This is a genomic window from Sphaerisporangium fuscum (assembly GCF_018531465.1).
Classification (GTDB): domain Bacteria; phylum Actinomycetota; class Actinomycetes; order Streptosporangiales; family Streptosporangiaceae; genus Sphaerisporangium; species Sphaerisporangium fuscum.
This window is the reverse complement of record NZ_JAHDTF010000033.1, coordinates 44,216-68,557: the sequence shown is the minus strand read 5'-3', so window position 1 is coordinate 68,557 and position 24,342 is coordinate 44,216. Positions and strand designations below refer to the sequence as shown.

Below are 24,342 nucleotides of genomic sequence, written 5' to 3'. Positions count from 1 at the left end.
ACACGTGTGCGGCCGGGGTCATGGGCCGGGGCGCGGGTTCCCCGCCCGAGCGCGCACGCCAGGGGAGGTAGGAATGGCCAAGGCAGTCGGCATAGACCTCGGCACGACGAACTCCGTCATCGCGACGACCGAGGACGGTCAACCGGTCGTCATCCCGAACGCCGAGGGGCAGCGCACGACCCCGTCGGTGGTCGCCTTCACCGACACCGGGGAGCGCCTGGTGGGCCAGCTCGCCCGCAGGCAGGCGATCCTCAACCCCAAGGGCACCCTCTACTCGGTCAAACGCTTCATCGGACGGCGCTACGACGAGGTGCAGAGCGAGATCAACGCCGTGTCGTTCGACGTGGTACCCGGCCCGGACGGCGCCGTCCGGTTCAAGGTCAAGGACAAGCTCTACGCCCCCGAGGAGATCTCGGCCCTCGTGCTGCGCAAGCTCGTGCAGGACGCGTCGAAGTTCCTCGGCGAGAAGATCACCGAGGCGGTCATCACGGTGCCCGCCTACTTCAACGACGCGCAGCGCCACGCCACCAGGGACGCCGGCAAGATCGCCGGTCTGGAGGTCATGCGCATCATCAACGAGCCGACCGCGGCCGCCCTGGCGTACGGCCTCGACAAGAAGGCCAGCGAGACCGTCCTGGTCTTCGACCTCGGCGGCGGCACCTTCGACGTCAGCGTCCTCGACATCGGCGAGGGCGTCATCGAGGTCCGCGCGACCGCCGGCGACACCCACCTCGGCGGCGACGACTTCGACCGCCGGATCGTCGACCACCTGGCCGACGAGTTCCAGCGCAACGAGGGCATCGACCTTCGGCGTGACCCGCAGGCGCTGCAGCGGCTGTTCGAGGCCGCCGAGAAGGCCAAGGTCGAACTGTCGTCGGTCACCCAGACCACCGTCAGCCTGCCGTTCATCACCGCCGACGCCAACGGGCCCAAGCACCTCAACACCACGCTCATGCGCTCCACCTTCGAGGAGATCACCCACGACCTGATCGAACGCACCATGGGTCCCGTCAGGCAGGCCATGGACGACGCCAAGCTGTCGCCCGACGACCTCGACGAGGTGATCCTGGTCGGCGGATCGACACGTATCCCTGCCGTGCAGAACCTCGTGCGCCGTCTCACCGGCGGCAAGGAACCCAACATGACGGTCAACCCCGACGAGGTCGTGGCCGACGGCGCCGCGATCCAGGCCGGGGTCCTGAAGGGAGAGGTGCAGGACGTCCTGCTGCTGGACGTCACCCCGCTGTCGCTCGGCATCGAGACCCTCGGCGGCGTGATGACCAAGGTCCTGGAGCGCAACACCACGATCCCGGCCCGGCGCACCGAGACCTTCAGCACCGCCGAGGACAACCAGAACGCCGTCGACGTGGTCGTCCTGCAGGGCGAGCGCGAGCGGGCGGCCGACAACCGTTCCCTCGGGAGGTTCAGGCTCGAGAACATCCGCCCGGCGCCCCGTGGAGTGCCCCAGATCGAGGTCACCTTCGACGTCGACGCCAACGGCATCCTCCACGTGGGGGCCAAGGACAAGGACACCGGCGCCGAGCAGCGCATCACCATCAGCGAGAGCTCCAACCTCGACAAGAGCGAGATCGATCGGATGGTCCAGGACGCCGAGCGGCACCGCGGCGAGGACGCCAGGATCCGCGAGGCGATCGACGCGCGCAACGAGCTCGACTCGGTGGCCTACCAGGTGGAACGCCGCCTGTCGGAGCTGGGGGACGCGGTGCCCGTGCACGAGAAGGCACGCGCCGAGCAGCTGATCGCCGACGGGCGGCAGGCCGTCAAGGAGGAGGCGCCCGTCGAGCGGCTGCGCGACCTGAGCTCGGAGCTGCAGCAGGTGTTCCACGGCCTCGGCGCGGTCTCCGCCGGTCCGCGCCAGGAGCAGGCCGGCGAGCCCGCGGGGGCCGGCGCCCAGCAGGGGCGGACGACCGGCGGTGAGGACGACGTCATCGACGCCGAGTTCACCACCTCGGACTGACAGGGCAGGGGGTGCGAAGACATGCCGCCGGACATCGGGCCGCCGCAGGAACCCAGGCCACCGACCTCCGGACCCGCTCCCGGCGCGCCGGGGGTGGGCCCGGACACCGGCGCCCGCGGCCCGGACCCCGACCCGGGCCCGCGGGCCGGGGAGGGGGCGGCGCAGCCCCCGGCGCCCGCCGAGGCGCGGCGCCAGGAGAGCGCCGGCACCGCGCTGGAGGACTTGGACGCCAAGATCGCCGAGCTGGAGGACCGCTGGCTGCGCAGCGCCGCCGAGCTGGACAACCTCCGCAAGCGCATGGCCCGCGACGCCGACCGGATCCGGATGGAGGAGCGCGCCCGGGTCGCACGGGAATGGCTGCTGATCGTCGACAACCTCGACCTCGCCCTGCGCCACGCCGAATCGGACCCCAACCCCGTCATCGAAGGCGTGCGGGCCGTGCGCGACCAGGCCGTGGCGACGCTCGCCCGGCTCGGGTACCTGCGCAACGACGAGGAGGGGGTGCCGTTCGATCCCGCCTACCACGAGGCCGTGGGCACCGTCACCGACACGGAGGTCGCGCCAGGGACGGTGGTCGCGGTCGTACGGCCCGGCTACGGCCGCGGCGAACAGCAACTGCGCCCCGCCCAGGTGATCGTCTCCACCAGGCCGGACTGAACGATGGCGGCGCGCGACCACTACGAAGCTCTCGGGGTGCCGAGGACGGCGAGCCAGGAGGAGATCCAGCGCGCCTACCGCAAGCTCGCCCGCAAGTACCACCCGGACGTCAACAAGGACCCGGGCGCGGAGGAGAAGTTCAAGGAAGTCTCCGAGGCCTACGACGTGCTGGCCGACCCGGACAAGCGGCGGCGCTACAACGCGTTCGGTGCCGACTGGCGCTCGGTGCCCGAGGACGTCGACCCCGAGGTCTGGGCCAGGGCCCACGCCGGGGCCAGGGGCGGCGGGCCGTTCGCCGGCGCCGGCCAGGGCGGATTCCGGTTCACCGGGGGCGAGGGCATGGACATCGACCTCGGGGAGCTCCTGGGCGGCATGTTCGGCGCGGGCGCCCGGGGTGGGCGCAGAGGACCGGGACGGCGGTGGGGGCCGGTCCCCGGAGCCGACCAGGAGGCCGAGATCGTCCTCACCGTCGACGACGCCTACCACGGCGGGCGGCGGACGATCACCGTCCAGGGTCCGGAGGGCCCGCGCACCCTCCAGGTGAACATCCCGGCCGGTGTCACCGCCGGCCAGCGCATCAGGCTCGCCGGCCAGGGCGGTCACGGCGGGGACGGCGGCCGGGCCGGCGATCTGTACCTGGTCGTCCGGATCTCCGACCCCCACTATCGCGTCGAGGGACGCGACCTTCACATCCAGCTCCCGCTCGCCCCCTGGGAGGCGGCGCTCGGCGCGACCGTCGCGGTCGGCACCCCCGGCGGCGAGGCCAAGCTGAAGGTGCCGCCGGGCACCTCCTGCGGCCGCCGCCTGCGCCTGCGGGGGCGCGGCCTGCCGAACCCCAAGGGCACGCCCGGCGACCTGTACGCCGAGGCGCGGATCCTGGTGCCTCCCCGGCTGGGCGACGAGGAACGCCGCCTGTTCGAACAGCTCGCATCGACGTCCGGCTTCGACCCGAGGAGGCGCGGCTCATGATCGCGGCCTTCGGCTCCGACCCGAGGAGGGCGGCCCCATGACGACGGCTCTGGTCCGGCTCCCCGACTTCGACGTGGCGGCGGAGGAGTCCGCGCGCGTGCCCGGCATCAGCCTGGAGTCGTTCGCCCGCGCCGCGGGCCTGCACCCCGACCAGGTGCGGAGGCTGGTCTGCCTCGGCCTGATCGACCCCATGACGCGTGGACAGGAGGACATGAGGTTCGCCCCCTCGCAGCTGGCCCGGATCGGCCGGATCGAACGCCTGCACGCCGGCCTGTCCCTCAACTACGCCGCGCTGGGCGTGGTGATCGACCTGCTCGACCGCATCGCGGAGCTGGAGGCGGCTCTGCGGCGGATCTCACCTACGGGAGTGTCATCGTGGACCCGAACCGATTGACCCAGAAGTCCCAGGAGGCGTTGCACGACGCGCAGACCAAGGCGATCCGCTACGGCCACACCGAGGTCGACGGCGAGCACCTGCTGCTGGCGCTGCTGGAGCAGTCCGAGGGCCTGGTCCCGCGCCTGATCTCCGCCGCCGGCGGTGACCCCGACAAGCTGCGCCTCGAACTCCAGGACGAGCTGGAACGCCGTCCTCGCGTGAGCGGCCCGGGAGCCAGGCCCGGCGACGTCTACGTCACCCGCCGTCTGTCCCGCCTGCTCGACGCGGCCGACCAGGAGTCGCGGCGGCTGAAGGACGAGTACGTCTCGGTGGAGCACCTGCTGGTCGCGCTCGTGGACGAGGGCGCCGAGACCGCCGCGGGCCGTCTGCTCGGCGGGCAGGGGCTCGACCGCGAGCGGCTGCTGGAGGTGCTCACCAAGATCCGTGGCCACCAGCGGGTCACCTCCGCCCACCCGGAGGTCGCCTACGAGGCGCTGGAGAAGTACGGGATCGACCTGGTGGCCGCCGCGCGGAGCGACAAGCTCGACCCGGTCATCGGGCGCGACACCGAGATCCGCCGGGTGATGCAGATCCTGTCCCGCAAGTCCAAGAACAACCCGGTCCTCATCGGCGATCCCGGCGTCGGCAAGACGGCGATCGTGGAGGGCCTCGCCCAGCGCATCGCCCGGGGCGACGTCCCGGAGGGGCTGAAGGACAAGACCGTCTTCAGCCTGGACATGGGCTCGCTCATCGCGGGCGCGAAGTACCGGGGCGAGTTCGAGGAGCGGCTGAAGGCGGTCCTGACCGAGGTGAAGGCATCGGAGGGACGGATCCTGCTGTTCATCGACGAGGTGCACAACGTCGTCGGCGCGGGCGCCACCGAAGGGGCCATGGACGCGGGCAACATGCTCAAACCCATGCTCGCCCGCGGGGAGCTGCACCTGATCGGCGCGACCACGGTCGCCGAGTACCGCAAGTACATCGAGAAGGACGCCGCCCTGGAGCGCCGGTTCCAGCCGGTCTTCGTGGACGAGCCGTCCGTCGAGGACGCGATCTCCATCCTGCGCGGCCTGCGGGAACGCCTGGAGGTGTTCCACGGCGTGAAGATCCAGGACAGCGCGATCGTCGCCGCCGTCGTGCTGAGCCACCGCTACATCTCCGACCGGTTCCTGCCCGACAAGGCGATCGACCTGGTCGACGAGGCCTGCGCGATGCTGCGCACCGAGATCGACTCCATGCCCGCCGAGCTGGACGAGCTGACGCGCCGGGTGATGCGGCTGGAGATCGAGGACGCCGCGCTGTCCAAGGAGAGCGACCCGGCGAGCAAGGAGCGCCTGGAGGCGCTGCGCAAGGAGCTCGCCGACCTGCGCGCCCAGGCCGACGCCATGCGCGCCCAGTGGGAGGCCGAGCGGCACGCGCTCAAGAAGGTGCAGCACCTGCGCCAGGAGATCGAGGTGCTGCGGCGCGAGGCCGAGCACGCCGAGCGCGTGTACGACCTGAACCGCGCCGCCGAGCTGATGCACGGCAAGCTGCCGGAGCTGGAGCGCAAGCTCAGGGGCGCCGAGGAGCAGCTGGAATCCAAGCAGGGCGGCAACAGGCTGCTCCGCGAGGTCGTCACCGAGGACGAGATCGCCGGCATCGTCGCCCGCTGGACCGGCATCCCGGTCAGCCGCCTGAAGGAGGGCGAACGGGAGAAGCTGCTCAAGCTGGACGAGATCCTGCACGAGCGGGTCGTCGGCCAGGACGAGGCGGTGCGGACCGTCGCCGACGCGATCATCCGCGCCCGCTCCGGCATCAAGGACCCGCGCCGGCCCATCGGCTCGTTCATCTTCCTCGGCCCGACCGGTGTCGGGAAGACCGAGCTGGCCAAGGCCTTGGCGGAGGCGCTGTTCGACACCGAGGAGAACATGGTCCGCGTCGACATGAGCGAGTACCAGGAGCGGCACACGGTCAGCCGCCTGGTCGGCGCGCCCCCCGGATACGTCGGGTACGAGGAGGGCGGCCAGCTCACCGAGGCGGTGCGCCGCAAGCCGTACTCGGTGGTGCTGTTCGACGAGATCGAGAAGGCGCACCCGGACGTCTTCAACATGCTGCTCCAGGTGCTCGACGACGGCCGCCTGACCGACGCCCAGGGCCGCACGGTCGACTTCCGCAACACGGTGATCATCATGACGTCGAACATCGGGTCGCAGTACCTGATCGACGCCGTCACCCCAGAAGGTGAGATCGAGCCGCAGGCGCGCGAGCTGGTCATGGCGGACCTGCGCTCGCGCTTCCGCCCGGAGTTCCTCAACCGCGTCGACGACATCGTGCTGTTCAAGCCGCTGACCGAACCCGAGATCGAGAAGATCGTCTCGCTCATGTTCAACGACATCAGGAAGCGGCTCGCCGAGCGGCGGATGACCCTGGACGTCACCCCGGCCGCGATCCGCTTCATCGCCGAGCAGGGCTTCGACCCGGTCTACGGCGCCCGCCCGCTGCGCCGGTTCATCGCCCGCGAGGTCGAGACGCGCGTCGGGCGCGCGCTGATCGCCGGGGACGTCCGTGAGGGCGCCGTCGTCCGCGTCGACCTGCCCGACGGCGAGCTGACCGTCTCGTACGAGAACCCGGGCGGCAGGGGGGCCGAACGGAGCGCGGCGTGACGCACGCGTCGAGGCGGCCGCCGCGCTCGACCAGGGTGAGACAGGGAGGCCGGGGCGCATGACATCCTCGACCATCGTCAAGTGCCGCAGGTGCGGGCACAAGAACCGCCTGCCGGCGGCCGCCGCCGGTGTCCCGCGGTGCGGGGCCTGCCACGCGCCGCTGCCGTGGATCGCCGAGGCGGGCGACGACGACTTCGGCGAGGTCGTCGACCAGGCGGCACTGCCGGTCCTGGTGGACTTCTGGGCGGAGTGGTGCGGCCCGTGCCGGATGGTCGGCCCGATCCTCGAAGAGCTCGCGGGAGATCTCGCCGGCACGTTCAAGCTGGTGAAGGTGAACGTCGACCGGGCGCCCAAGCCGGCCGCGCGCTTCGGCGTCCAGGCCATCCCCACGCTGCTGATCATGAACCAGGGCCGGCTCGTCAGCCAGCGGGCCGGCGCCGCCCCGGCCCCCGTCCTGCGCAAATGGCTGGAGGAGGCCCTCGGCTCTCCCTGAGCCCTCCCAGGAACGGTGGCTCCACCCTGGGGTGGAGAAGGGAAACTCCACCCGCACGCCGATCCGGCCGAGACCCCCCTGTCCTTACTGTTCAGGCCATGGATCGAACGCAGACCGTGCTGGCCGTCCTCGCGGTGATCGCCTTCGTCGTGTACCGGCAGTTCAAGACCAGGCAGGCCACCGGCTACGGGCTCCGGTACTTCGCCCTGGCCATGATCGTGGCGGGCCTCGCGTCGGGCGGGCTGGTCGTCAAGGAGAACCTGCTCCTCGGTGTGGCGTTGCTGGCCGTGGAACTGGTCGTCGCCGTCGGCTTCGGCGTCCTGCGCGCCCGCACCGTCCGGGTGTGGCGGGACGAGGACGGCGTGCTGTGGTCCAGGGGAACCGGCTGGACGATGCTCGGCTGGCTGGCCTCGGTGCTCGCCCGCGTGGGGATCTACGCCGTCGGCCAGGCGCTCGGCCTCCCGCAGCCGCCCACGACCATGCTGGTGTTCATGGGCGTCACCGTCGGCACCCAGGCGTTCGTCGTCGCCCGCCGCGCCCGCGCCCTCCCCGCGACGGTGGTCGGCCCCGATCGGGTCCGGGCGTGACCCGAGGGATCACGCCCGGTGGAACACTCTACGAGCCGACCGCCCAGGCTCGAGTGATCGTCTGGACGACGCCCGCCCCCGAGCGGTCGTCGGCCGTCGCGCGGAGCGAGACATAGCCGGCATGCGGATTGGTCACCAGCGCGGTCCAGCTCTTGCCGGCGCCCACGAGGGGTACCGCACGCCACGTCACGCCGTCATCGGTGGAGACCTCCAGCGTGAGCTTGCGCATGGCCGACTCCGTTGCGCCCGGATTGCGTTCTACCCGGATCGGCACCCTGGTCACCGAGCCCGGACGCGCCCGGTTGGCCTCGTCGAGCCCGGCGGGCGCGAAGCGGACCGCCATCAGCGGCAGCCCCTGCTCGTGGTCGGTGTGCTGCGAGCGGAACGACCACACCGACTCCACCGCGGTGGACAGCGCGCCGGGCCGCTTGCTGGTGGCGGTCAGCGTGTAGGCGGCGGGCTCGGGCGGCAGCGTTGCGGTGAGCGCACAGCCCGGAGAGGGGGAGCACTCGGCGAGCGGAGCCCGCGTCACCACCGTGCCCTCACGGGCCAGCACCAGTTCGCCGGCGGCGGCCGAGTCCATGCCGGTGTGCCCCGCCCAGCCGTCGGTGAAGAGCCGCGCCGCACCGAAGTACAGCTCGTCTCCCGTACGGTTGCCGCCGGACGTGGCGAACGACGGGCCGGCCACCGCGCCGTTCCACACCTCTCTGGGAGCCTGGGGCGCGATTTCGGAGCTGATCTGCCAGGTTCCGCTCCTGACGAGGGACATCCACCGAAGGCCGGGGGTGCGGTGGTGGACGAGGGTGCCGGGCAGCGGCACGCCGACAGGTACGGTGGCCCACGCCGAGTCGCCCTCGAAGGCCTGCAGGCCCACGAGCACCTCGGCGTTCTGCGCCGTTCCCGTCGCCTTGTAGGTCGCGGAGGTCTGGGTCAGTTCCTTGACCCGCCCGGCGTAGCCCGGGTCCTCGGGCAGGCCGCCTTCGCGGCGGTCGACGAGGTCGTAGCGGTGTCCCGGCCTGGACCAGACGCTTCTGCTGATGTACGACAGGCCCGCCTGCCGGATGGGAAGGACCTGATAGCGCGCGCCGGGCGATTCGAAGGGCAGATACGCGATCGACCAGGTGCCGTTGGACAGCCGCTGCTCTATGGTGTTCGCCCGCACGGCGGCGGGATCGTCGAGCGTGAAGCGGATTTCCTTGCCTTGGCGGGCGTCCAGGGTGAGCTTGACGTCATGGTCGACCACGCTGACGGGGCGATGCGCGAGGGTGTACAGATCAGGCTCGCCCAGGTTCGCGTAGACGTTCCACTCGCCCTTGGCCAGGCGCGTTGTCAGACCACCGCTCTCGTCGATGTCCAGCCAGCGCTCCTCGCCGGTCGCCAGGTTATAGATCATCCCGAAACCGGTGCTGGGTCCTCCGTCGGAGCCCACGGCGTTGACGGTGAGGTCATAGGACTCGGGCTCGACCCAGGCGTTCACGAGCGTGCGCACGGCCTGCCCGCCCGCCGTGGCCGTGACGACGCCCGGGTAGTCGCCCTGCGCCTTCCCGGTGGCGTCGAGCGTCAGTGTGAGCTGGGCCTGCCCGTGCGCGGGCACCTCAAGCCTGCTCACCGGCAGCTTCAGCACCTCGCCCTCGGCTTTCAGATCCAGCGTGACCGGGCTGTCGGCGGCGTTGTGATAGGTGACCGTCTTGGTGGTCACCCTGCCACCGGGCGTGCCCCACAGGTAGGCGGAGGAGACGCTGACGGGCTCGGCCACGAGCGTACGCTCGGTCGCGGTGACCAGGTCGACGCGCCCGCCGCCCTGGTCCAGGATGCCGGTGCCCGTGGTGGGTTTGGCCGATTCGACCAGCGCCGCCTTGATCCGCTCGCCGTTCCAGTCGGGATGCTGCTGGGCGATGATTGCCGCGGCACCCGCGACGTGCGGCGCCGCCATCGAGGTCCCGCTGTGTGCGATGTAACCTCCGCCGAGCGCGGCGGCCACGATGTCGGTTCCAGGCGCGGTGATGTCCGGCTTGACGGCGTGGTCGAACGAGCGCGGGCCGCGGCTGGAGAAGTCGGCCAGGCGGTCCTCGCGGTCCACCGCCCCCACGGTGAGTGCCGCGTCCGCACTGCCCGGCGAGTTCACGGTGCCGGACTTGCCGTCGTTGCCCGCGGCGACCACGAACAGCGTGCCCTTGGTGGCCGACAGCCTGTTCACGGCCAGTTCGAGGGGGTCGAGGCCAGGGGTGTCCAGACCACCGATGCTCATGTTGACCACCTTGGCCCCGACCTCCCCCGCGGCCCACTCCATCCCGGCGAGGATCGCCGAGAACGAGGCTCCGAACCGGTTGCCGACCTTCCCGACGGCGAGGCGGGCGTCAGGGGCCACGCCGCGGTACCGCTGCCCGGCCCCGGCGATGATCGAGGCCACATGGGTGCCGTGGCCGAGGTCGTCGCCGTCGGGATCGTCGGTGAAGTTCTTCGACGTGGTCACCACGTCCTTGAGATCGGGGTGGGTGGCGTCGTAGCCGCTGTCGAGTACGGCCACGGTGACGCCCTTGCCGGTCAGCCCCTTCTGCCAGACCTGGGGCGCGCCGATCTGCTCGACGCTCTTGTCCAGCGTGTACGGAACCAGTGCGTCCAGCCAGATCTTGCCAGTGAGCGCGCGGGCCGAGATGAGGTGCTTCCACGCCTGCGCGGCGGTGTCCTTGCGGATGCCGCCCGCGGTCAGGCCCAGATCGGCGAAGCCGCGGGCCTGCCTGGCTCCCGCCGGCAGTCCCGACCGGGTGATGATCGGGATGTCGGGCCGGTCGGCGTCACCGTATCTGGAGGCGAGCAGCCCGGTCACGTCGAACAGCCGCTCGTCGAGGACGCCGCGGGCGATCAGCGGTGCGGCGTCGGACGGGATGACGATCAGGTGACCGTCACGCTCGCGTATCGTGAAGCGCACGTGCCTGCCCGGCGCGGGCTCGACGCGATGACCGGAGCCGCTCACCACGACCTTGTCCCCGGTCATCAGCGTCACCGTTCCCCCGGCCGGGGAAGGAGATCCCGCGGGAACCGGGGGAGGTGCTCCAGGAACCGGGGTGACACCTAACAGTGCCAGTGAGAGAAGTACCTTGATCATGCCTCACGCCTTTCTTGCCTCTAGCCGGCCGAATGGTCACGAAGGAGTTCACGGAGCGCCTGTGGGCCTTCGAGGAGGCCGAGTGCGGAACCCGGCGGCGAAGATGGGGACGCCATGAGCGGCGCTGCCTCCGTTAGAGGGGGTGCCGCCCGCGCGCGACGAGCGGCACCCCTTCATGTCTGGGTCTTCACTGTGGGCGCTGCCCGCTCGGCCGAGCCTTCATCGGGAGCGCCGTCGGGACCGCCTTTCAGATCACGTCCTCCCTGCCAACGCCCTCCCTGCCGAACTCCAGGTTGACCCGCGAGTTGATCGCCTGAGCCTTGGGCGAGTAGGCCGGGTAGAAGGCCTTTCCGCACTCCAGGTCCTTCAGGGCTGCCTTGATCTCCTTGTCCAGATACGGCTTGGCCTCCTCCGGCTTCAGGTTCGGCTTCAGGACGAGGGTCTTGCCCTCGGGCGCCTTGGGCAGTTCGCCCTTCCAGGTCTTCTCGGCGACCTTCGAGGCCTGCTGCGCGAACGTCCTGCGCCCCAGACCGGCCAGCGCGGTCGGCTTGGTCTCGCCGACCCCCAGGCACTTGGCGAACTGATCGCCCAGATGCACGAGCCGCTCGTCCTTGTCGAGGGCGCCCAACTCCTTCCTCAGGGCCGCGTGGAGCTGACTCCAGTAGTCGTCCTGCGAGGTGACGGTCTTGCCCAGCACCTCCTTGACCGCCTTGGAGAAGCAGGCGTCGTCGGCGGCGCGCCACTTCTTCAGCGCGTCGGCCGAGAGCGACATCATCGTCGCGTTGTTCGGGTTGTCGGGATAGGTGGGGTTGGCCACCTCGTCCTTCGGGAAGACGTTCCGGGACCAGACGCCGAAGCCGTACTTGGCCCGGTACGCCTGCAGCGCCTTGAGGTCACCGGCGACCCGCTCCCGCTCTCCGGCCTGCCACGTGTGCTTGGGCTCCGGCGCGGCCACATAGGCGAGGCCCTGCTCCTTCATGCAGGCGACGCGCTTCTCCTCCATCTTGGTCTGCTTCTCGTACGCGGCATCGGCTCCCGACGGGGGTGATGCGAGACCGCTGAACGAGCCGACGAGCAGGGCGGCCGCGACGGCCTTGGCGATGAACACAGGTGTTCTCCTTCTGATATGCGGACATGCGAAACAGAACTTCCGGCCGAAAAGGCCGAATTGCGGGAAAGTCTCAGCAGGGGATCTTTATGCGGGATGCCTTCGGCGACACCTCGGGCAATCCGGGGACGAGATCGACGGTCAGCACGGCGGTGCCGGTCACCGTGCCCTTCCTTTCGCTGACCTCGCGGCGGGTGGTCAGCTTCACCTTTGTGTTCCTGGTGGTCACCGTGCTCTCGCCCAGGTAGCGATAGGTCCGCCGGTCGAAGATGAGCTCGGACCGGGTGCCGTCGCCCTCGTCCATGGCAACGGCCAGGCCGGGGCGGCCGGCGACGTCAAAGGCGTCCGGGATGAGCACGATGCCGTCCAGCCCGGCGGCCACCTGGTATAGCGCGGCGCCCAGGCTGGGACGTACCACGGACTCGGCGACCAGGCCCTTGAGCGCGGACCAGACGGCGAGGGGCTTGTCGCCGTGCTCGGTCACGATCTTCGCTCGGACCTGCGCGGGGTCGGTCGGCCAGGCGCTCAGCCGCGCGTAGGCCGGCTCGCCGGGGCAGGACGACTCGTAGACGATGTCCTCGATGCCCCGGTTCCACAACCTCTCGGGCGCGGGGCCCTCGGCCGACAGCGCCTGCTCGCGGCTCAGCCAGGGCTTGCCAACGCCGGCCGCCTCCCAGCGCTCTTCGTCGGCCAGCACCTTGGTGTACTGGATCTTGCCCGATTCGCCCTTGGTGTACAGGCTGCGCTGGGCCAGTCTCTTGGTGTGGATGTACTGGCCGCGGGCGGGCACCGGGTCAGGCTGGTCGGCGGCGGCCCGCGCGGCCAGCTTGAGCAGCGCCTGAGCGTCGGCGGGAGGCGCGGCCAGCAGGTAGCCGGGGGTACGCGGATCGGAACCGCCCAGGCCGACCTGAGCGACGAGGATGCCGACGGTGAGCGCCGCCGCCACGGCGCTGAGCAGGGCGACCCGCCTGAGCGGCAGGAAGGCGCTCCCGCCCGGACGGGCGAGCACGGACGGGAGCAGGGTACGCCTGCCGGGACGGGCGATTCTGGACGTCAGGGCGGCGCGGGAGCCGGCCAGCTCGCGCTCGGTCGGTTCGGGCATGCCGGCCCACAGACGTCCGAGCTCCTCCATCTCATCCATGGTCTGTCCCTTCCAGAGCCTGTCGGACCTTCTTGCGCGCCCGGTTGAGCCGGGAGCGAATCGTCCCGACCGGGACCTCCAGCGCCCCGGCCACCTCCTCGTACGTCAGCCCCGCCCACGCCACCAGCAGCAACGCGTCCCGGTCGGCGGTGCGTAACCCGGCCAGGGCCGCCACCAGCGGCCTGTTGACCGCCAGCGTGTTCACGCCGTCCTCCACCGCGCCGCCGTTGATCTCCGCCGGGTCCACGCCGCCGCGCACGTACGCGCGGTAGCGGGCCACCTCACGCCGCCACCGCTTGCTGATCACGTTCGAGGCGATGCCGTACAACCAGGGCCGGGCGTCGGCCTGGAGGGGCTGGTAGCGGTCCCGGTACTCGAACGCGGCCAGGAACGTCTCGGATACCACGTCCTCGGCCGCGTCCGGGCCGAGCCTGCGCGCCGCGTAACGGTGCAGGGCGGCGGCATGCCGGTCGAACAGCACGGCGAACGCCTCCGGCTCGTGCAATGATCGGCGGATGAGGTCGGTGTCGGCGGCCTCGGCTGTCGCCGGTTCGGCCATGAACTGGTCAGCTCCCTTCACAGCGCCCAGGTACGGCAAGCGGGCGGATTCGCCTGTACATACCGCTGCTCCGCGAAAGAGTTCACGCCGGACCGATATCGCCGGCGAATTCCTCGCGCAGGACACCAGGTATGTTTCACGACGTGACAGCAGGTGGCGGACGGACTCCGACGGGTGTCGCGATCACCGCGCGGCTGCTGGTTCTGGCGGTCTTCGTGGCGGCTCAGTTCCAGGGGGCGGAGCATCTGCCGCTGACCTGCCACGGGCTGCTCGTCGCCGCGCTCAGCCTGACCATCGCGGCGATGCTGGCCACCGCGCCCCTGCCGCGGGCCACCGCGAATCCTCCTCTCGTCGTGCTCGGGATCCCCGTACGGCTCGGCCTCGCCGCCGTGGCCTCGCTCACGCTCCTCGCGCTGTCCCCGGGCAGCGGACCCGCCACAGCCTCCCTGCTCTTCGCCGTCGGGGCCTCCGCTCTCAGATATCCGCTCCCGCGTGCCCTGCCGGTCACCGTGATCACCTTCGCCGGTCTGCTGGTGGTGGGCCTGGCAGGCGGTCACTGGGACCAGGAGCTCGGCCTCGGCGTCAGCACGGGCGTGGTCCTCCTCTTCGGCTACTCCATCCGCCAGCGCAGGGCCGTGCGCAGCGCCGAGGCCCGGGAGGAGGTGCTCGCCGAACGCGCCCGGATCGCCAGGGAGATCCACGACATCCTGGCCCACTCCCTGTCCGCGCAGATCGTCCACCTGGAAGGAGCGCGCCTGCTGCTGCGCGCCGACCGGCCGGACGAGGCGCTGGACCGCGTCGAGCGTGCCAGGGATCTCGCCAAGACCGGCCTCGAGGAGGCCCGCAGGGCCGTGGCGGCGCTGCGCGAGGACAGCCCGCCGCTGCCGGTCGCCCTCAAGGCCCTGGCCGACGACTTCCTGGCCGCCACGGGCCTGGCGTGCGCTCTGACCGTCACCGGCGCCCCCCGCCGCCTCAGCCCCGAGGTGGAGCTGGCGGTGATCCGTACCGCGCAGGAGGCGCTCACGAACGTGCGCCGGCACGCGCCGGGGGCCGCGGCGGCCGTACGGCTCGGGTTCACGGGGGACGCGTGCGAGCTGGAGGTGACCAACCCGCCCGGGGACGGGCAGGGGACGGCCGGTGGAGGATACGGCCTGGTCGGGATGCGGGAACGGGCGGAGCTGCTCGGCGGGAGCCTGTCCGCCGAGCCCGTGGACGGAGGGTTCCGGGTCGGCCTGCGGCTTCCGGCCGCCGGTCGAGGGGAAGGGTGAGGGGAATGAACGGCCTGATGGGAGGCTCGCGCGCATGACCGCCCGCGTGCTCGTGGTCGACGACCAGACGGTCGTGCGTGAAGGGCTGATCCTGCTGCTCGGCCTGCTGCCCGGCATAGAGGTGGCCGGCTCGGCCGGCGACGGCGAGGCGGCGCTGCGGCTGGTGGAGGCCGAACGGCCCGACGTCGTGCTGATGGACCTGAGGATGCCGAGGATGGACGGCGTGGAGGCGACCAGGCGCATCCGTGCGGCCCACCCGGACACACAGGTGGTCGTCCTGACGACGTACTCCGACGACGAGTCGGTGTTCGCCGCCCTCCAGGCGGGGGCGCGCGGCTTCCTCACCAAGAGCGCCGACGCGGACGAGATCGCCCGGGCCATCGCGACGGTGATGCGAGGCGACGCCCAGCTCGACCCGGCGGTGCAGCGCCGCCTCCTCGACACCATCAGCGGCCCCAGGGGTGAGGCGGGGCGCTCGAAGAACGACCTTCCGGACGGCCTCACCCGGCGGGAGGCCCAGGTGCTGCACCTGATCGCGCAGGGCCGTTCCAACGCCCAGATCGCCGCCGACCTGGTGGTCAGCGAGGCCACCGTCAAGACCCACATCAACAACCTGTTCGCCAAGATCGGCGTCCGCGACCGCGCCCAGGCCGTCACCTACGCCTACCGCCACGGCCTCGCCGAAACCTGACCCCGCCCGAGTCGCTCCTTCTGACGAATTCATATTGTCAAGTGAATTCGTTGACAGCGGAATACGTTTATAGCGTAATTCGCCTTCAGTGAAAATGCGCCGACGGTGAAAAAAGGTGTTGCGGGGCGGGCTTTCTGGCAGCTTGAAGGGTGTGATTCGTGGCTACCGAAAGCCGCGAACCGTCAAAGTGACCAATAAGGGAGCAGGTGACAAACGGTGACCGCGTGGCGTCCTTCCGGTGACCCGTTCGCGACGACCTTCGAGGCCCGCTCGCGTTCCGTCGAGACCCCTCAGTCCTCGTTCTTCGACTCGGTATCGCAGCGGCTGCTGCGCGAGCGCATCATCTTCCTCGGCCAGGAGGTCAACGACGAGATCGCCAACCGGATCTGCGGCGAGTTGCTGCTTCTCTCGGCCGAGGACTCCGAGCGCGACATTTTCCTTTACGTCAACTCGCCCGGCGGGTCGGTGTCGGCCGGTATGGCCATTTACGACATCATGCAGTACATCCCGAACGATGTCGCGACGGTCGCGATGGGCATGGCCGCCTCGATGGGGCAGTTTCTGCTCTGCGCCGGGACGGCGGGCAAGCGTTACGCGCTGCCGCATTCCCGCGTCATGATGCACCAGCCTTTGGGCGGCATCGGCGGCACGGCGTCCGACATCAAGATCCAGGCCGAGCAGATGCTCTACACCAAGAGGTTGATGGCCGAACGCACCGCCTTCCACACCGGCCAGCCGGTGGAGCGGATCCAGGCGGACTCCGACCGCGACCGGTGGTTCACCGCCGAGGAGGCCAAGGAGTACGGCTTCGTCGACCAGGTGGTGCCCAGCGCCCGTCTGGTCCCTTCCGCGGGCCCGGTCTCCTGACCGGCCTCGACGCGCGAACGGAGGCATCGTGAGTGACATGAGCGGGCACGGGGTGGCCCCCGTCCACAGCCGGTACGTCGTGCCGTCCTTCACCGAGCGGACGAGCTACGGCATTAAGGAGATGAGCCCGTACAACAAGCTCTTCGAGGACCGCATCATCTTCCTCGGGGTGCCGATCGACGACACGTCCGCCAACGACGTGATGGCGCAGCTCCTCACCCTGGAGTCCATCGACCCCGACCGGGACATCAGCATCTACATCAACTCGCCGGGCGGGTCGTTCACGGCCATGACGGCGATCTACGACACCATGCGGTTCGTCCGTCCGGAGATCCAGACGGTGTGCATCGGGCAGGCGGCCTCGGCGGCGGCCGTCCTGCTGGCGGCGGGTACGCCGGGCAAGCGTTCGGCGCTGCCGCAGTCGCGGGTGCTGCTCCACCAGCCGTCCATGGAGGGCGCCTTCGGCCCCTCCAGTGACATGGAGATCCAGGCCCGGGAGATCCTGCGCACGCGTACGCTCCTGGAGGACCTGCTCGCCGAGCACTCGGGCCGGCCCGTCGGGACGGTGCGGGCCGACATCGAGCGCGACAAGATCCTCACCGCCGAGGAGGCGAAGGCCTACGGCCTGGTGGACGAGATCTTCGTGACCCGTAAGCGCACCTCGGCCCCGCCGGCCCTCGTGCGCTGAGCATGCGAAGGCCCCGGTGCCGGGCGGCACCGGAGCCCTTCCAGCTCAGGATCAGGCCAGGCCGGCCTTCTCGAGGGCCTCGCAGCAGGTGCCGACGATCAGGCGGGTGACGACGTACGGGTCGCAGTTGGCGTTGGGACGGCGGTCCTCGATGTAGCCCTGCTTCTCGACCTCGACCTGCCAGGGGATGCGGACCGACGCGCCGCGGTTGGAGACGCCGTAGCTGTACTCGCTCCACGGGGCGGTCTCGTGCATGCCGGTGAGACGGTGCTCGATCTCGGCGCCGTAGCCGGCGATGTGCTCCTGGGACTTCTCGCCGAGGGCCTCGCAGGCGGTGATGATGGCGTCGTACCCGGCGCGCATGGCCTTGGTCGAGAAGTTCGTGTGCGCGCCGGCGCCGTTCCAGTCACCCTTGACCGGCTTGGGGTCGAGGGTGGCGGACACGTCGAATTCCTCGGCGATGCGGTACAGCAGCCAGCGGGCGACCCACAGCTGGTCGGACACCTCGAGCGGGCCGGCGGGGCCGACCTGGAACTCCCACTGGCCGGGCATGACCTCGGCGTTGATGCCGGAGATGGCGAGACCGGCCTCGAGGCAGGCCTCGAGGTGCGCCTCCACGATGTCGCGGCCGAACACCTCGTCGGCGCCGACGCCGCAGTAGTAGAAGCCCTGCGGGGCGGGGAAGCCGCCGACCGGGAAGCCGAGCGGGCGGCCGTCCTTGAAGAAGGTGTACTCCTGCTCGATGCCGAACCAGGAGTCCTGGTCGGCGAAGCGCTCGGCGACCTCGCGGAGCCGGGCGCGGGTGTTGCTCGGGTGCGGGGTCATGTCGGTGTCGAGGACCTCGCACAGCACGAGTACGTCGTTGCCGCCGCGGATCGGGTCGGGACAGGTGAAGACCGGCTTGAGCACGCAGTCGGACGACTTGCCCGGTGCCTGGTTGGTGCTGGACCCGTCGAAGCCCCAGAGCGGAAGCTCGGCCCCGTCGGCGAGGATCTTGGTCTTGGATCGGAGCCGCGCGGTGGGCTGGGTGCCGTCGATCCAGATGTACTCGGCCTTGTAGCTCACTTCGAACGATCCCTTCAGCGTGGCGGACCCCGTACTTGTGCTCGCAACGCCGAGACTGTCAATGGGGCGTTTCGGAGCTGTTGCCCGTTTATGAACGCCATGTGAAATCCGTCGCGTCCAGGGGTGTTGTCCGTCACGTGTTCGCGCTGGTCAGATACCTGAGCCGGGTACGTCCGACGAGATCACGAGGCCGCTGTCGGGCCACGTGTGAGACGTGCGTATGGTGACAGCAGACGATTCTCGATCTTGGGCGGCGGTCACGCCGGTTCGGAGGACGAAACCATGATCTTGGTAACGGGAGCCACCGGCAACGTCGGCAGGCACGTGGTCGGAGGGCTGCTCGGGGCGGGTCGCCCGGTCCGGGCGCTCACCCGTGATCCCGGCAGGGCGGGACTGCCCGCCGGGGCGGAGGTGCTGCGGGGCGACCTCTCGGAGCCGGAGACGCTGCCGCCCGCGCTCGAGGGAGCCGAGGCCGTCTTCCTCTTCGCGGTGCCGGGTACGGCGTCGGCGTTCCTCGACGCGGCGCTGAAGGCGGACGTCGGCAGGATCGTGCTGCTGTCGTCGCTGGCGGTGGACGACGCCGCCGAGGTCCAGCCGAACGCCATCGGGGCCTACCACGCGGACATCGAGGACGCCATCGAGGCGTCGGGCCTGGAGTGGACCTTCGTGCGCCCCGGCGCCTTCGCCACCAACTCCTTCCAGTGGCGCCCGCAGATCGAGGCGGGAGACGTTGTCCGCCTCCCGTACCCCGAGGCGGTCTCGGCGCCGATCCACGAGGCCGACATCGCGGCGGTGGCGGTCCAGGCGCTGACGTCGGAGGGGCACGCCGGCGCCCGCCACCTGCTCACCGGCCCCGAGAGTCTCACCAACGGCGACCAGGTGCGCGTCCTGGGTGAGGCGATCGGCCGGCCGCTGCGCGCGGAGGAGATCCCCGTGGACGTCGCCCGACAGGCGATGCTCCGGCACGTCCCCGAGCAGATCGTCGACACCATGCTCCACCTGCAGGCCGCCTCGGTCGGCCGCCCGGCCCTGGTCACCGACACCGTCGAGAAGGTCACCGGCCGCCCCGCCCGCACCTACGCCCAGTGGGCCGCCGACCACGCCTCCGACTTCCGCTGACGTGCGCCGCTACAGGCCGCGGCGCATGGCCCGGGTGCCCAGCGCCAGACCCGCCGCGGCCACGGCGGCGGCAGCGAGCACGCCGTACAGCACCGTCATCTCGGCGAACCGTGCCGAGAACAGCGCCCGCTCCGCCTCGACGACGTAGTAGGCGGGGTTCAGCGCGGCGGCGGCCCGCAGCCAGGCCGGGCCGGCGTCCACCGGCAGCAGCAGCCCCGACAGGAGCATGAGCGGGAACAGCACCAGCTGGGTGACGCCGTAGAACAGGTTGCCGCTCGGCCGCGAGGCGATGGCCAGCACCGTCGACAGCGCGCCGAGCCCGATCCCGAAGACCACCAGCAGCGCCAGCCCGGCGAGTACCCCTGCGGGGTCGATCCGGAAGCCGAGCGGCGCCGCGAGGGCGATGATCAGCACGGCCTGGGCCAGCAGGACCACGAACTCCTTCAAGGTGCGGCCGACCAGCATCGCCGTACGGTCGAGCGGCGTGACCAGCAGACGCTCCATCGACCCGCCCAGCAGGTCGAGGAGCAGGGAATAGCCCGACATCATCGGCCCGGACAGGCACATCATGATCAGGATCCCGGGCACGAACCACTGCCACGGCGAGCCGCCGGTCCCGTGGCCGCCGGCCCCGCTCAGCATCGACCCGAACAGGAACAGGAACAGCAGCGGCTGCGCCATGGTGAAGACGAGCGCGGCGGGGCGCCGCAGGGCGGGGATCATCTCCCGCGAGAAGACGGTGGCGACATCACGGACGAATTTCATTGATTCTCCCCTTCATTCGAAATCGGACTCGCGGAGGCTGCGGCCGGTCAGGGCGAGGAACACGTCGTCGAGGGTCGGCCGCGCGGTCTCGGCCGTGACGGCCTTCACCCCGGCCGCCTCGAGTGCCCGCAGGTACTCCGGCAGCGACGCGCCCGCGTGCGCCACCCGCAGCCGTACGACCGTCCCCTCCGCGGTCACGCCCTCCGGCCCGGCGACCCGCTCGGCGACCAGGGCCGCCGTGGCGGCCTCCTGCTCGTCCCGGGTGGTGACCGTGACGTGGTCCCCGGCCAGATCGCTCTTCAGCCGCTCGGCCGTGCCGTCGGCGATGACGCGGCCGTGGTCGATGATCACCACCCGTTCGGCCATGTTGTCGGCCTCCTCCAGGTAGTGGGTCGTCATGAAGACGGTGGTGCCGTGCTCGGCGCGCAGCCGCAGGATGTGATCCCAGATGTCGGCCCGGCTCTGCGGGTCGAGGCCGGTCGTCGGTTCGTCCAGGAACAGCAGGTCGGGGCGGTGGACCAGCCCCAGCGCGATGTCCAGGCGGCGGCGCTGGCCGCCCGACAGCGTGCCGGGCGTGCGCCGGGCCAGGGGTTCCAGGTCGAGCATGCGCATGACCTCCTCGGCCCGCAGCCGCGCCTGCGCCCGGCTCAGGCCGTAGCAGCGGCCCTGGGTCACCAGTTCGTCCAGGACGCGGTAGCTCTCACCCGCGCTGTTCTTCTGCCCGACGTACCCGATGCGGGCGCGCACGCCGGCCGGGTCCGCCGTCACGTCGTGGCCGGCGACGGTGGCCGTCCCCGACGTGGGTGGGAGCAGTGTGGTCAGGATGCGCAGGCAGGTGGACTTCCCGGCGCCGTTCGGGCCGAGGAAGGCGACGAGCCCGCCGGCCTCGACGTCGAGGTCGACGCCCCGCACCGCCTCGACCGTCTCGCGCCGGACCCGGAAGCTCCGGGTCAGTCCTCGGGCATGGATCATCGTCCCCTCCCTGGGGATAGGTGTGGAAGTTCGAAGGCATGCCGAATAAGCCCTGGTCAGGGGCTGTCGGCGGCGATGGTTCATCTTCGGACGGCGAAAGGCGCTTTGGCAAACGCGAACGTCGCTTTCATATACGGCGCTGACGTGCGGAAACGCGTTTCCGGCGGTCTCTGCCCGGACGCGATTTCAGCCCCGCCGACCTGGGCTTTCCGGGGGCGCGGGAAAGGAATTTCTCAGTGCTCGGCGGGCACGGGCACCCGGAGCCAGTACGGGGTGCGCGCCCCGGGCAGATAAGGGCTGTCCAGACGCTTGGCGAGCACGGCGGCGAGGCCCTGTTTCCGGGCCACCTTCATGACCGACCTCCCGTCACCGGGGAACCACGGCGTCGTCTGCCACTGCGGGGCGCGCAGGCCGAGATGGTCGAGGGTGCGGCGGCGGTCGCGGTAGACGCGGTCGGACAGGTCCCCGCCGTTCAGGCGCAGCACGTCCGAGATCATGTACACCGGCCTGCCCTCCAGCACGGTGATCTGGCCGTCCAGCACGGCCGGAAGCTCGCCGAGCGTGCGGCCCAGCCCATCGAGCCCGGGGTGGTCGTCCAGGGAGAGCTCCGTGCCGTCCTCGCCGAACAGCCGTACCCGCCCGTCGCCGAGGGCGGCCAGGGCGCGCCGCCCCCCGAAGTCGAACTCGAAGCCGTACGCCTCCTCGTCGCGGGGCAGCCGCTTGCGCTCCTCCGGCCGCATGGGGCGCAGATCCTCCACGGGAGGGAAGGCCGGCTCCGGCGGCGGGTCCATCCGGTGGATCATCCAGTTCTTGCCCTCGATGGGGAACAGCACGAACCGGCCCGACGCCCGCGAGCCGTGCAGCACGACCTTGACCTCGCGGCCGGTCCACTTCTCGGTCTCGTACGTGCCGCGGTCCCAGATGAGCATCAGCCCGCCGCCGTACTCGCCCTTGGCGATCTCCCCCTCGAACGTCGCGTACTCCAGGGGATGGTCCTCGGTGTGGACGGCGAGGTGGTTGGTCCTCGGGTCCGCCGGCAGGCCCTTGGGGATGGCCCAGGAGACCAGCACGCCGCCGCGTTCGAGGCGGAGATCCCAGTGCAGGCGGCGGGCGTGGTGCTCCTGGATCACGAAGGTGTCGTCGCCGCCCCGGGGCAGCGGGCCGGGCTCGGGGACGGGCTCCGGCGTGCGGGCGGCGTCACGCTTGCGGCGGTAGGTGTCCAGCTTGTCAGCCGACATTGCCCTTTAGTACCCGCGTGGCGGCCTGCCGCACACCGGTTTCAGGGGGTGGCGGGTTCCACGTCTGGGGTCCAGGCGGCGGCGAGCGAGCCGCCGACCAGGCCGAGGACCATCCCGACCAGGAAACCGCCCGCGTTCGCGTACGGCACCGACGCGATCGACAGCAGGACGGCGGTGACGCCGAGGAACACCCGCTGGGCCGGCTGCAGCCACAGGAGGACTCCCACGATGATCATCACGGTCGAGATGAGAACGGTCAGCCCGGCCTGCGGCGAGTGGAGGAGCAGCGGGAGCGCTCTGAGGCTGAAAGGGATGCTGAGCAGCTCCAGCCCGGAGAGGAGGGTCAGCAGCCCACCCCAGAACGGCCGGGAGCGCCGCCAGCCTCGCACCACGCGCAGGACGCGACGGACGCCGTCAGAAGCACTCATGGACGCCGAAGTCGATGCGCAGTGTGGAGGTCGGGACGTCCAGGTCCTCCGCGGTCGTCAGGACGAGCTGCTGCCGGGTGTTCCGGACGACGAGCATGTCGTCGAGTTCGCCGGGGTTGCCGGGCAGGCCGGCCAGTCCGGGGACGGTCTCCGCGGTGCTCGCGTCCACCCCGAATCGCTGGTTCTTGACGTGCGGGCCTCCGCCGTTGTCGACCCGCCTCGCGTACGCGGCCTGGTTCCGGGCGATGACCGGTCTGTCCGGCGTCCCGAGGAAGGTCTTGAAGGTCGCCGTCCCGAAGGGGGTGTGCACGATATAGCTCTGGCACACGTTGAACGACTCCGAGCGCTGGGCCGCGATGACGTGGACGGGGATCGGCTCGCCCTCCTTGGTCTTGAGGGTGAGGTCGAACTGGGAGACCCCCCACAGCCGCACCTCGTCGGCCGACACCTTGAGCGTCTCCCCGGAGACCACCAAGGAGGTGGCGATGGCGTTCTCGACCGAGGCGTAGAGCATGGCCGACGCGACAGCCGCCGAGGGTAGGAAGATCAGCGTGAAGCGCTTCCAGCGCACGCGTCCCTGTCGGGGCATGGTCACCATCCATGTCACCTGCGAATTCCGGCTCCCGCCGAGCATGCTGATCTTCACAGAAGTGATCAACGGGGCACGCGGCCGCTTGGCTGAGGTTTGGCGCGAACCACGCGAAAACCGGACGCGGGCGGCCGGGTCTTGAGAACCCCGAGAGCCCCGCCCGATCGGACGGCCGGAGCCGGATCAGGAGCCGGCCGGCTCCGGACCTCCCGAGGCGGACCTGAAGGCGCGGGCGGTGTCCAGGCACGTGCGGAACGCCAGCGGCCGCTCCAGGCAGGCGTCCAGCAGGCGTTCCAGGCCCAGCATCCGGTGGCCGCGGCCGATCACCTGCGGATGGCAGGTGAGCACGCACACCCCGCCGGGCTCCTCGCGCAGCATGTAGTCGATGTCGCCGAGCCAGTTGCCGAACACGCCGTCCGGGTTGCGCAGCCCGGGCAGCACCCCGCTCGCGGTCTGCCGGAACTCGAAGTAGGGGTAGTCGTCGAGCGACCACGACACCGGAAGTTCGACCAGCGGCGTCGGCCGCCCGAACCGGTAGGGCCCGTCCGGGTCGGCCTCGTCGCCCTGCCGGGCGTAGTACGGGGTGTAGTCGGTGGCCATCAGGCTCGAGTCGTACTCGCACCCGACCTCCAGCAGCACCTCGACGGTGGAGGTGGTGAAGTCCCAGCCGGGCGTGCGGTTCCCGCGGGCCTCGTAGCCGGTGACCTTCCGGATCGCCCCGCGTGCCCGCAGCACGGTCGCCAGCTCGGCCGCCGGGTCGAGTGTGGAGACCGGCTCGTGGAGGTACCCGTGCAGCGCGATCTCGTGCCCCGCCTCGGCGATCGCCGCGCACTGCTCGGGATAGGTCTCCACGGTGTGTCCGGGGATGAAGAACGTCGAGGTGATGCCGCGCTCGCGCAGCATCTTCAGGATGCGCGGCACGGCGTGCGCCCCGAACTCCCCCCGCGAGATCGGCCCGGGTGAGGCCTGCCCCCGCGCCAGCCACGACGAGATCGCGTCGAAGTCGAACGTGAGACAGACAGTGGACTCCGGCATG

The 24,342-nt window shown here is 70.8% G+C and carries 23 protein-coding genes; 12 read left to right on the top strand and 11 right to left on the bottom strand.

The features are described from left to right. The first annotated feature begins 73 nt into the window (after positions 1 to 73). From dnaK to KIK05_RS35895, 7 genes are all read left to right on the top strand, one after another. Complete coding sequence (dnaK, locus tag KIK05_RS35925) at positions 74 to 1,978, top strand: molecular chaperone DnaK (RefSeq protein ID WP_214415308.1); 1,905 nt, start codon at positions 74 to 76, stop codon at positions 1,976 to 1,978. A gap of 21 nt (positions 1,979 to 1,999) precedes the next feature. Further along, positions 2,000 to 2,635, top strand: coding sequence for a nucleotide exchange factor GrpE (locus KIK05_RS35920; protein ID WP_214415307.1), 636 nt, complete (start codon positions 2,000 to 2,002; stop codon positions 2,633 to 2,635). A gap of 3 nt (positions 2,636 to 2,638) precedes the next feature. Further along, positions 2,639 to 3,604, top strand: a complete 966-nt coding sequence (locus tag KIK05_RS35915) for a DnaJ C-terminal domain-containing protein (RefSeq protein WP_214415306.1) — start codon at positions 2,639 to 2,641, stop codon at positions 3,602 to 3,604. A 37-nt stretch (positions 3,605 to 3,641) separates the two neighbouring features. Continuing rightward, positions 3,642 to 3,998 (top strand): chaperone modulator CbpM, encoded by a 357-nt coding sequence (locus tag KIK05_RS35910; RefSeq protein ID WP_214415305.1) that lies wholly within the window; start codon positions 3,642 to 3,644, stop codon positions 3,996 to 3,998. Continuing rightward, a complete protein-coding gene (clpB, locus tag KIK05_RS35905; protein WP_214415304.1) occupies positions 3,980 to 6,622 on the top strand; it encodes an ATP-dependent chaperone ClpB in 2,643 nt (880 codons plus the stop codon). The genes KIK05_RS35910 and clpB overlap by 19 nt, the downstream gene beginning before the upstream one ends. 58 nt (positions 6,623 to 6,680) lie before the next feature. Beyond that, entirely contained in the window at positions 6,681 to 7,115 is a 435-nt protein-coding gene (trxA, locus tag KIK05_RS35900; RefSeq protein WP_214415303.1) for a thioredoxin, read from the top strand. A gap of 98 nt (positions 7,116 to 7,213) precedes the next feature. Continuing rightward, positions 7,214 to 7,702 carry a hypothetical protein gene (locus KIK05_RS35895; RefSeq protein ID WP_214415302.1) on the top strand — a complete coding sequence of 163 codons (489 nt, stop codon included), beginning with the start codon at positions 7,214 to 7,216 and terminating at the stop codon, positions 7,700 to 7,702. A 28-nt stretch (positions 7,703 to 7,730) separates the two neighbouring features. Here the strand turns inward: KIK05_RS35895 and KIK05_RS35890 are convergent, their stop codons facing one another. The 4 genes from KIK05_RS35890 to KIK05_RS35875 form a co-directional block, all read right to left on the bottom strand. Continuing rightward, on the bottom strand, positions 7,731 to 10,697 hold the full coding sequence (locus tag KIK05_RS35890) for a S8 family serine peptidase (protein WP_214415301.1): 2,967 nt from the start codon (positions 10,695 to 10,697) through the stop codon (positions 7,731 to 7,733). 358 nt (positions 10,698 to 11,055) lie between these two features. Next, on the bottom strand, positions 11,056 to 11,916 hold the full coding sequence (locus KIK05_RS35885; protein ID WP_214415300.1) for a hypothetical protein: 861 nt from the start codon (positions 11,914 to 11,916) through the stop codon (positions 11,056 to 11,058). Between the two features lie 73 nt (positions 11,917 to 11,989). Next, the gene (locus KIK05_RS35880; RefSeq protein ID WP_214415299.1) at positions 11,990 to 13,057 is read right to left on the bottom strand and encodes a CU044_5270 family protein; all 1,068 of its coding nucleotides are present in this window, start codon (positions 13,055 to 13,057) and stop codon (positions 11,990 to 11,992) included. Continuing rightward, positions 13,050 to 13,616: an RNA polymerase sigma factor gene (locus KIK05_RS35875; protein WP_214415298.1), complete on the bottom strand. Its 567-nt coding sequence runs from the start codon at positions 13,614 to 13,616 to the stop codon at positions 13,050 to 13,052. The genes KIK05_RS35880 and KIK05_RS35875 overlap by 8 nt, the downstream gene beginning before the upstream one ends. Positions 13,617 to 13,759: 143 nt before the next feature. On the opposite strand from KIK05_RS35875, the gene KIK05_RS35870 reads away from it, so the two are divergent. From KIK05_RS35870 to KIK05_RS35855, 4 genes are all read left to right on the top strand, one after another. Continuing rightward, complete coding sequence (locus tag KIK05_RS35870) at positions 13,760 to 14,884, top strand: sensor histidine kinase (protein WP_214415297.1); 1,125 nt, start codon at positions 13,760 to 13,762, stop codon at positions 14,882 to 14,884. Positions 14,885 to 14,918: 34 nt separating this feature from the next. After that, positions 14,919 to 15,575, top strand: a complete 657-nt coding sequence (locus KIK05_RS35865; protein ID WP_214415296.1) for a response regulator transcription factor — start codon at positions 14,919 to 14,921, stop codon at positions 15,573 to 15,575. A gap of 324 nt (positions 15,576 to 15,899) precedes the next feature. Next, complete coding sequence (locus tag KIK05_RS35860; RefSeq protein ID WP_250564024.1) at positions 15,900 to 16,442, top strand: ATP-dependent Clp protease proteolytic subunit; 543 nt, start codon at positions 15,900 to 15,902, stop codon at positions 16,440 to 16,442. Positions 16,443 to 16,479: 37 nt separating this feature from the next. Continuing rightward, positions 16,480 to 17,130, top strand: a complete 651-nt coding sequence (locus KIK05_RS35855) for an ATP-dependent Clp protease proteolytic subunit (RefSeq protein WP_214415369.1) — start codon at positions 16,480 to 16,482, stop codon at positions 17,128 to 17,130. Between the two features lie 51 nt (positions 17,131 to 17,181). On the opposite strand, the gene glnII is transcribed toward KIK05_RS35855, so the two are convergent. Further along, entirely contained in the window at positions 17,182 to 18,195 is a 1,014-nt protein-coding gene (gene glnII / locus KIK05_RS35850; RefSeq protein WP_214415294.1) for a glutamine synthetase, read from the bottom strand. 282 nt (positions 18,196 to 18,477) lie between these two features. On the opposite strand from glnII, the gene KIK05_RS35845 reads away from it, so the two are divergent. Beyond that, the gene (locus tag KIK05_RS35845; RefSeq protein WP_214415293.1) at positions 18,478 to 19,314 is read left to right on the top strand and encodes an NAD(P)H-binding protein; all 837 of its coding nucleotides are present in this window, start codon (positions 18,478 to 18,480) and stop codon (positions 19,312 to 19,314) included. A 9-nt stretch (positions 19,315 to 19,323) separates the two neighbouring features. Here KIK05_RS35845 and KIK05_RS35840 read toward each other — a convergent pair whose 3' ends face one another. The 6 genes from KIK05_RS35840 to KIK05_RS35815 all read right to left on the bottom strand — a co-directional run bounded on the left by KIK05_RS35840 (position 19,324) and on the right by KIK05_RS35815 (position 24,341). Continuing rightward, positions 19,324 to 20,079: an ABC transporter permease gene (locus KIK05_RS35840; protein WP_214415292.1), complete on the bottom strand. Its 756-nt coding sequence runs from the start codon at positions 20,077 to 20,079 to the stop codon at positions 19,324 to 19,326. A gap of 12 nt (positions 20,080 to 20,091) precedes the next feature. Continuing rightward, the gene (locus tag KIK05_RS35835; protein ID WP_214415291.1) at positions 20,092 to 21,051 is read right to left on the bottom strand and encodes an ATP-binding cassette domain-containing protein; all 960 of its coding nucleotides are present in this window, start codon (positions 21,049 to 21,051) and stop codon (positions 20,092 to 20,094) included. A gap of 233 nt (positions 21,052 to 21,284) precedes the next feature. Then, positions 21,285 to 22,289 carry a DNA polymerase ligase N-terminal domain-containing protein gene (locus KIK05_RS35830; RefSeq protein WP_214415290.1) on the bottom strand — a complete coding sequence of 335 codons (1,005 nt, stop codon included), beginning with the start codon at positions 22,287 to 22,289 and terminating at the stop codon, positions 21,285 to 21,287. A gap of 41 nt (positions 22,290 to 22,330) precedes the next feature. Continuing rightward, the gene (locus KIK05_RS35825) at positions 22,331 to 22,717 is read right to left on the bottom strand and encodes a DUF6114 domain-containing protein (RefSeq protein WP_214415289.1); all 387 of its coding nucleotides are present in this window, start codon (positions 22,715 to 22,717) and stop codon (positions 22,331 to 22,333) included. Next, entirely contained in the window at positions 22,704 to 23,306 is a 603-nt protein-coding gene (locus tag KIK05_RS35820) for a DUF6230 family protein (protein WP_214415288.1), read from the bottom strand. Before KIK05_RS35820 ends, KIK05_RS35825 begins: the two co-directional genes overlap by 14 nt. 183 nt (positions 23,307 to 23,489) lie before the next feature. Next, positions 23,490 to 24,341 carry a polysaccharide deacetylase family protein gene (locus KIK05_RS35815; protein WP_214415287.1) on the bottom strand — a complete coding sequence of 284 codons (852 nt, stop codon included), beginning with the start codon at positions 24,339 to 24,341 and terminating at the stop codon, positions 23,490 to 23,492. Position 24,342 lies beyond the last annotated feature (1 nt).

Bases quoted from the DNA above. Each gene is read 5' to 3' on its own strand.
- KIK05_RS35920 (WP_214415307.1), top strand. From the start codon at position 2,000: ATGCCGCCGGACATCGGGCCGCCGCAGGAACCCAGGCCACCGACCTCC.
- KIK05_RS35830 (WP_214415290.1), bottom strand. From the start codon at position 22,289: ATGTCGGCTGACAAGCTGGACACCTACCGCCGCAAGCGTGACGCCGCC.
- KIK05_RS35835 (WP_214415291.1), bottom strand. From the start codon at position 21,051: ATGATCCATGCCCGAGGACTGACCCGGAGCTTCCGGGTCCGGCGCGAG.
- trxA (WP_214415303.1), top strand. From the start codon at position 6,681: ATGACATCCTCGACCATCGTCAAGTGCCGCAGGTGCGGGCACAAGAAC.
- dnaK (WP_214415308.1), top strand. From the start codon at position 74: ATGGCCAAGGCAGTCGGCATAGACCTCGGCACGACGAACTCCGTCATC.
- KIK05_RS35825 (WP_214415289.1), bottom strand. From the start codon at position 22,717: ATGAGTGCTTCTGACGGCGTCCGTCGCGTCCTGCGCGTGGTGCGAGGC.
- KIK05_RS35845 (WP_214415293.1), top strand. From the start codon at position 18,478: ATGATCTTGGTAACGGGAGCCACCGGCAACGTCGGCAGGCACGTGGTC.
- KIK05_RS35840 (WP_214415292.1), bottom strand. From the start codon at position 20,079: ATGAAATTCGTCCGTGATGTCGCCACCGTCTTCTCGCGGGAGATGATC.
- KIK05_RS35865 (WP_214415296.1), top strand. From the start codon at position 14,919: ATGACCGCCCGCGTGCTCGTGGTCGACGACCAGACGGTCGTGCGTGAA.
- KIK05_RS35910 (WP_214415305.1), top strand. From the start codon at position 3,642: ATGACGACGGCTCTGGTCCGGCTCCCCGACTTCGACGTGGCGGCGGAG.
- KIK05_RS35915 (WP_214415306.1), top strand. From the start codon at position 2,639: ATGGCGGCGCGCGACCACTACGAAGCTCTCGGGGTGCCGAGGACGGCG.
- KIK05_RS35890 (WP_214415301.1), bottom strand. From the start codon at position 10,697: ATGACCGGGGACAAGGTCGTGGTGAGCGGCTCCGGTCATCGCGTCGAG.
- KIK05_RS35895 (WP_214415302.1), top strand. From the start codon at position 7,214: ATGGATCGAACGCAGACCGTGCTGGCCGTCCTCGCGGTGATCGCCTTC.
- KIK05_RS35815 (WP_214415287.1), bottom strand. From the start codon at position 24,341: ATGCCGGAGTCCACTGTCTGTCTCACGTTCGACTTCGACGCGATCTCG.
- KIK05_RS35880 (WP_214415299.1), bottom strand. From the start codon at position 13,057: ATGGATGAGATGGAGGAGCTCGGACGTCTGTGGGCCGGCATGCCCGAA.
- KIK05_RS35855 (WP_214415369.1), top strand. From the start codon at position 16,480: ATGAGCGGGCACGGGGTGGCCCCCGTCCACAGCCGGTACGTCGTGCCG.
- KIK05_RS35875 (WP_214415298.1), bottom strand. From the start codon at position 13,616: ATGGCCGAACCGGCGACAGCCGAGGCCGCCGACACCGACCTCATCCGC.
- KIK05_RS35820 (WP_214415288.1), bottom strand. From the start codon at position 23,306: ATGCCCCGACAGGGACGCGTGCGCTGGAAGCGCTTCACGCTGATCTTC.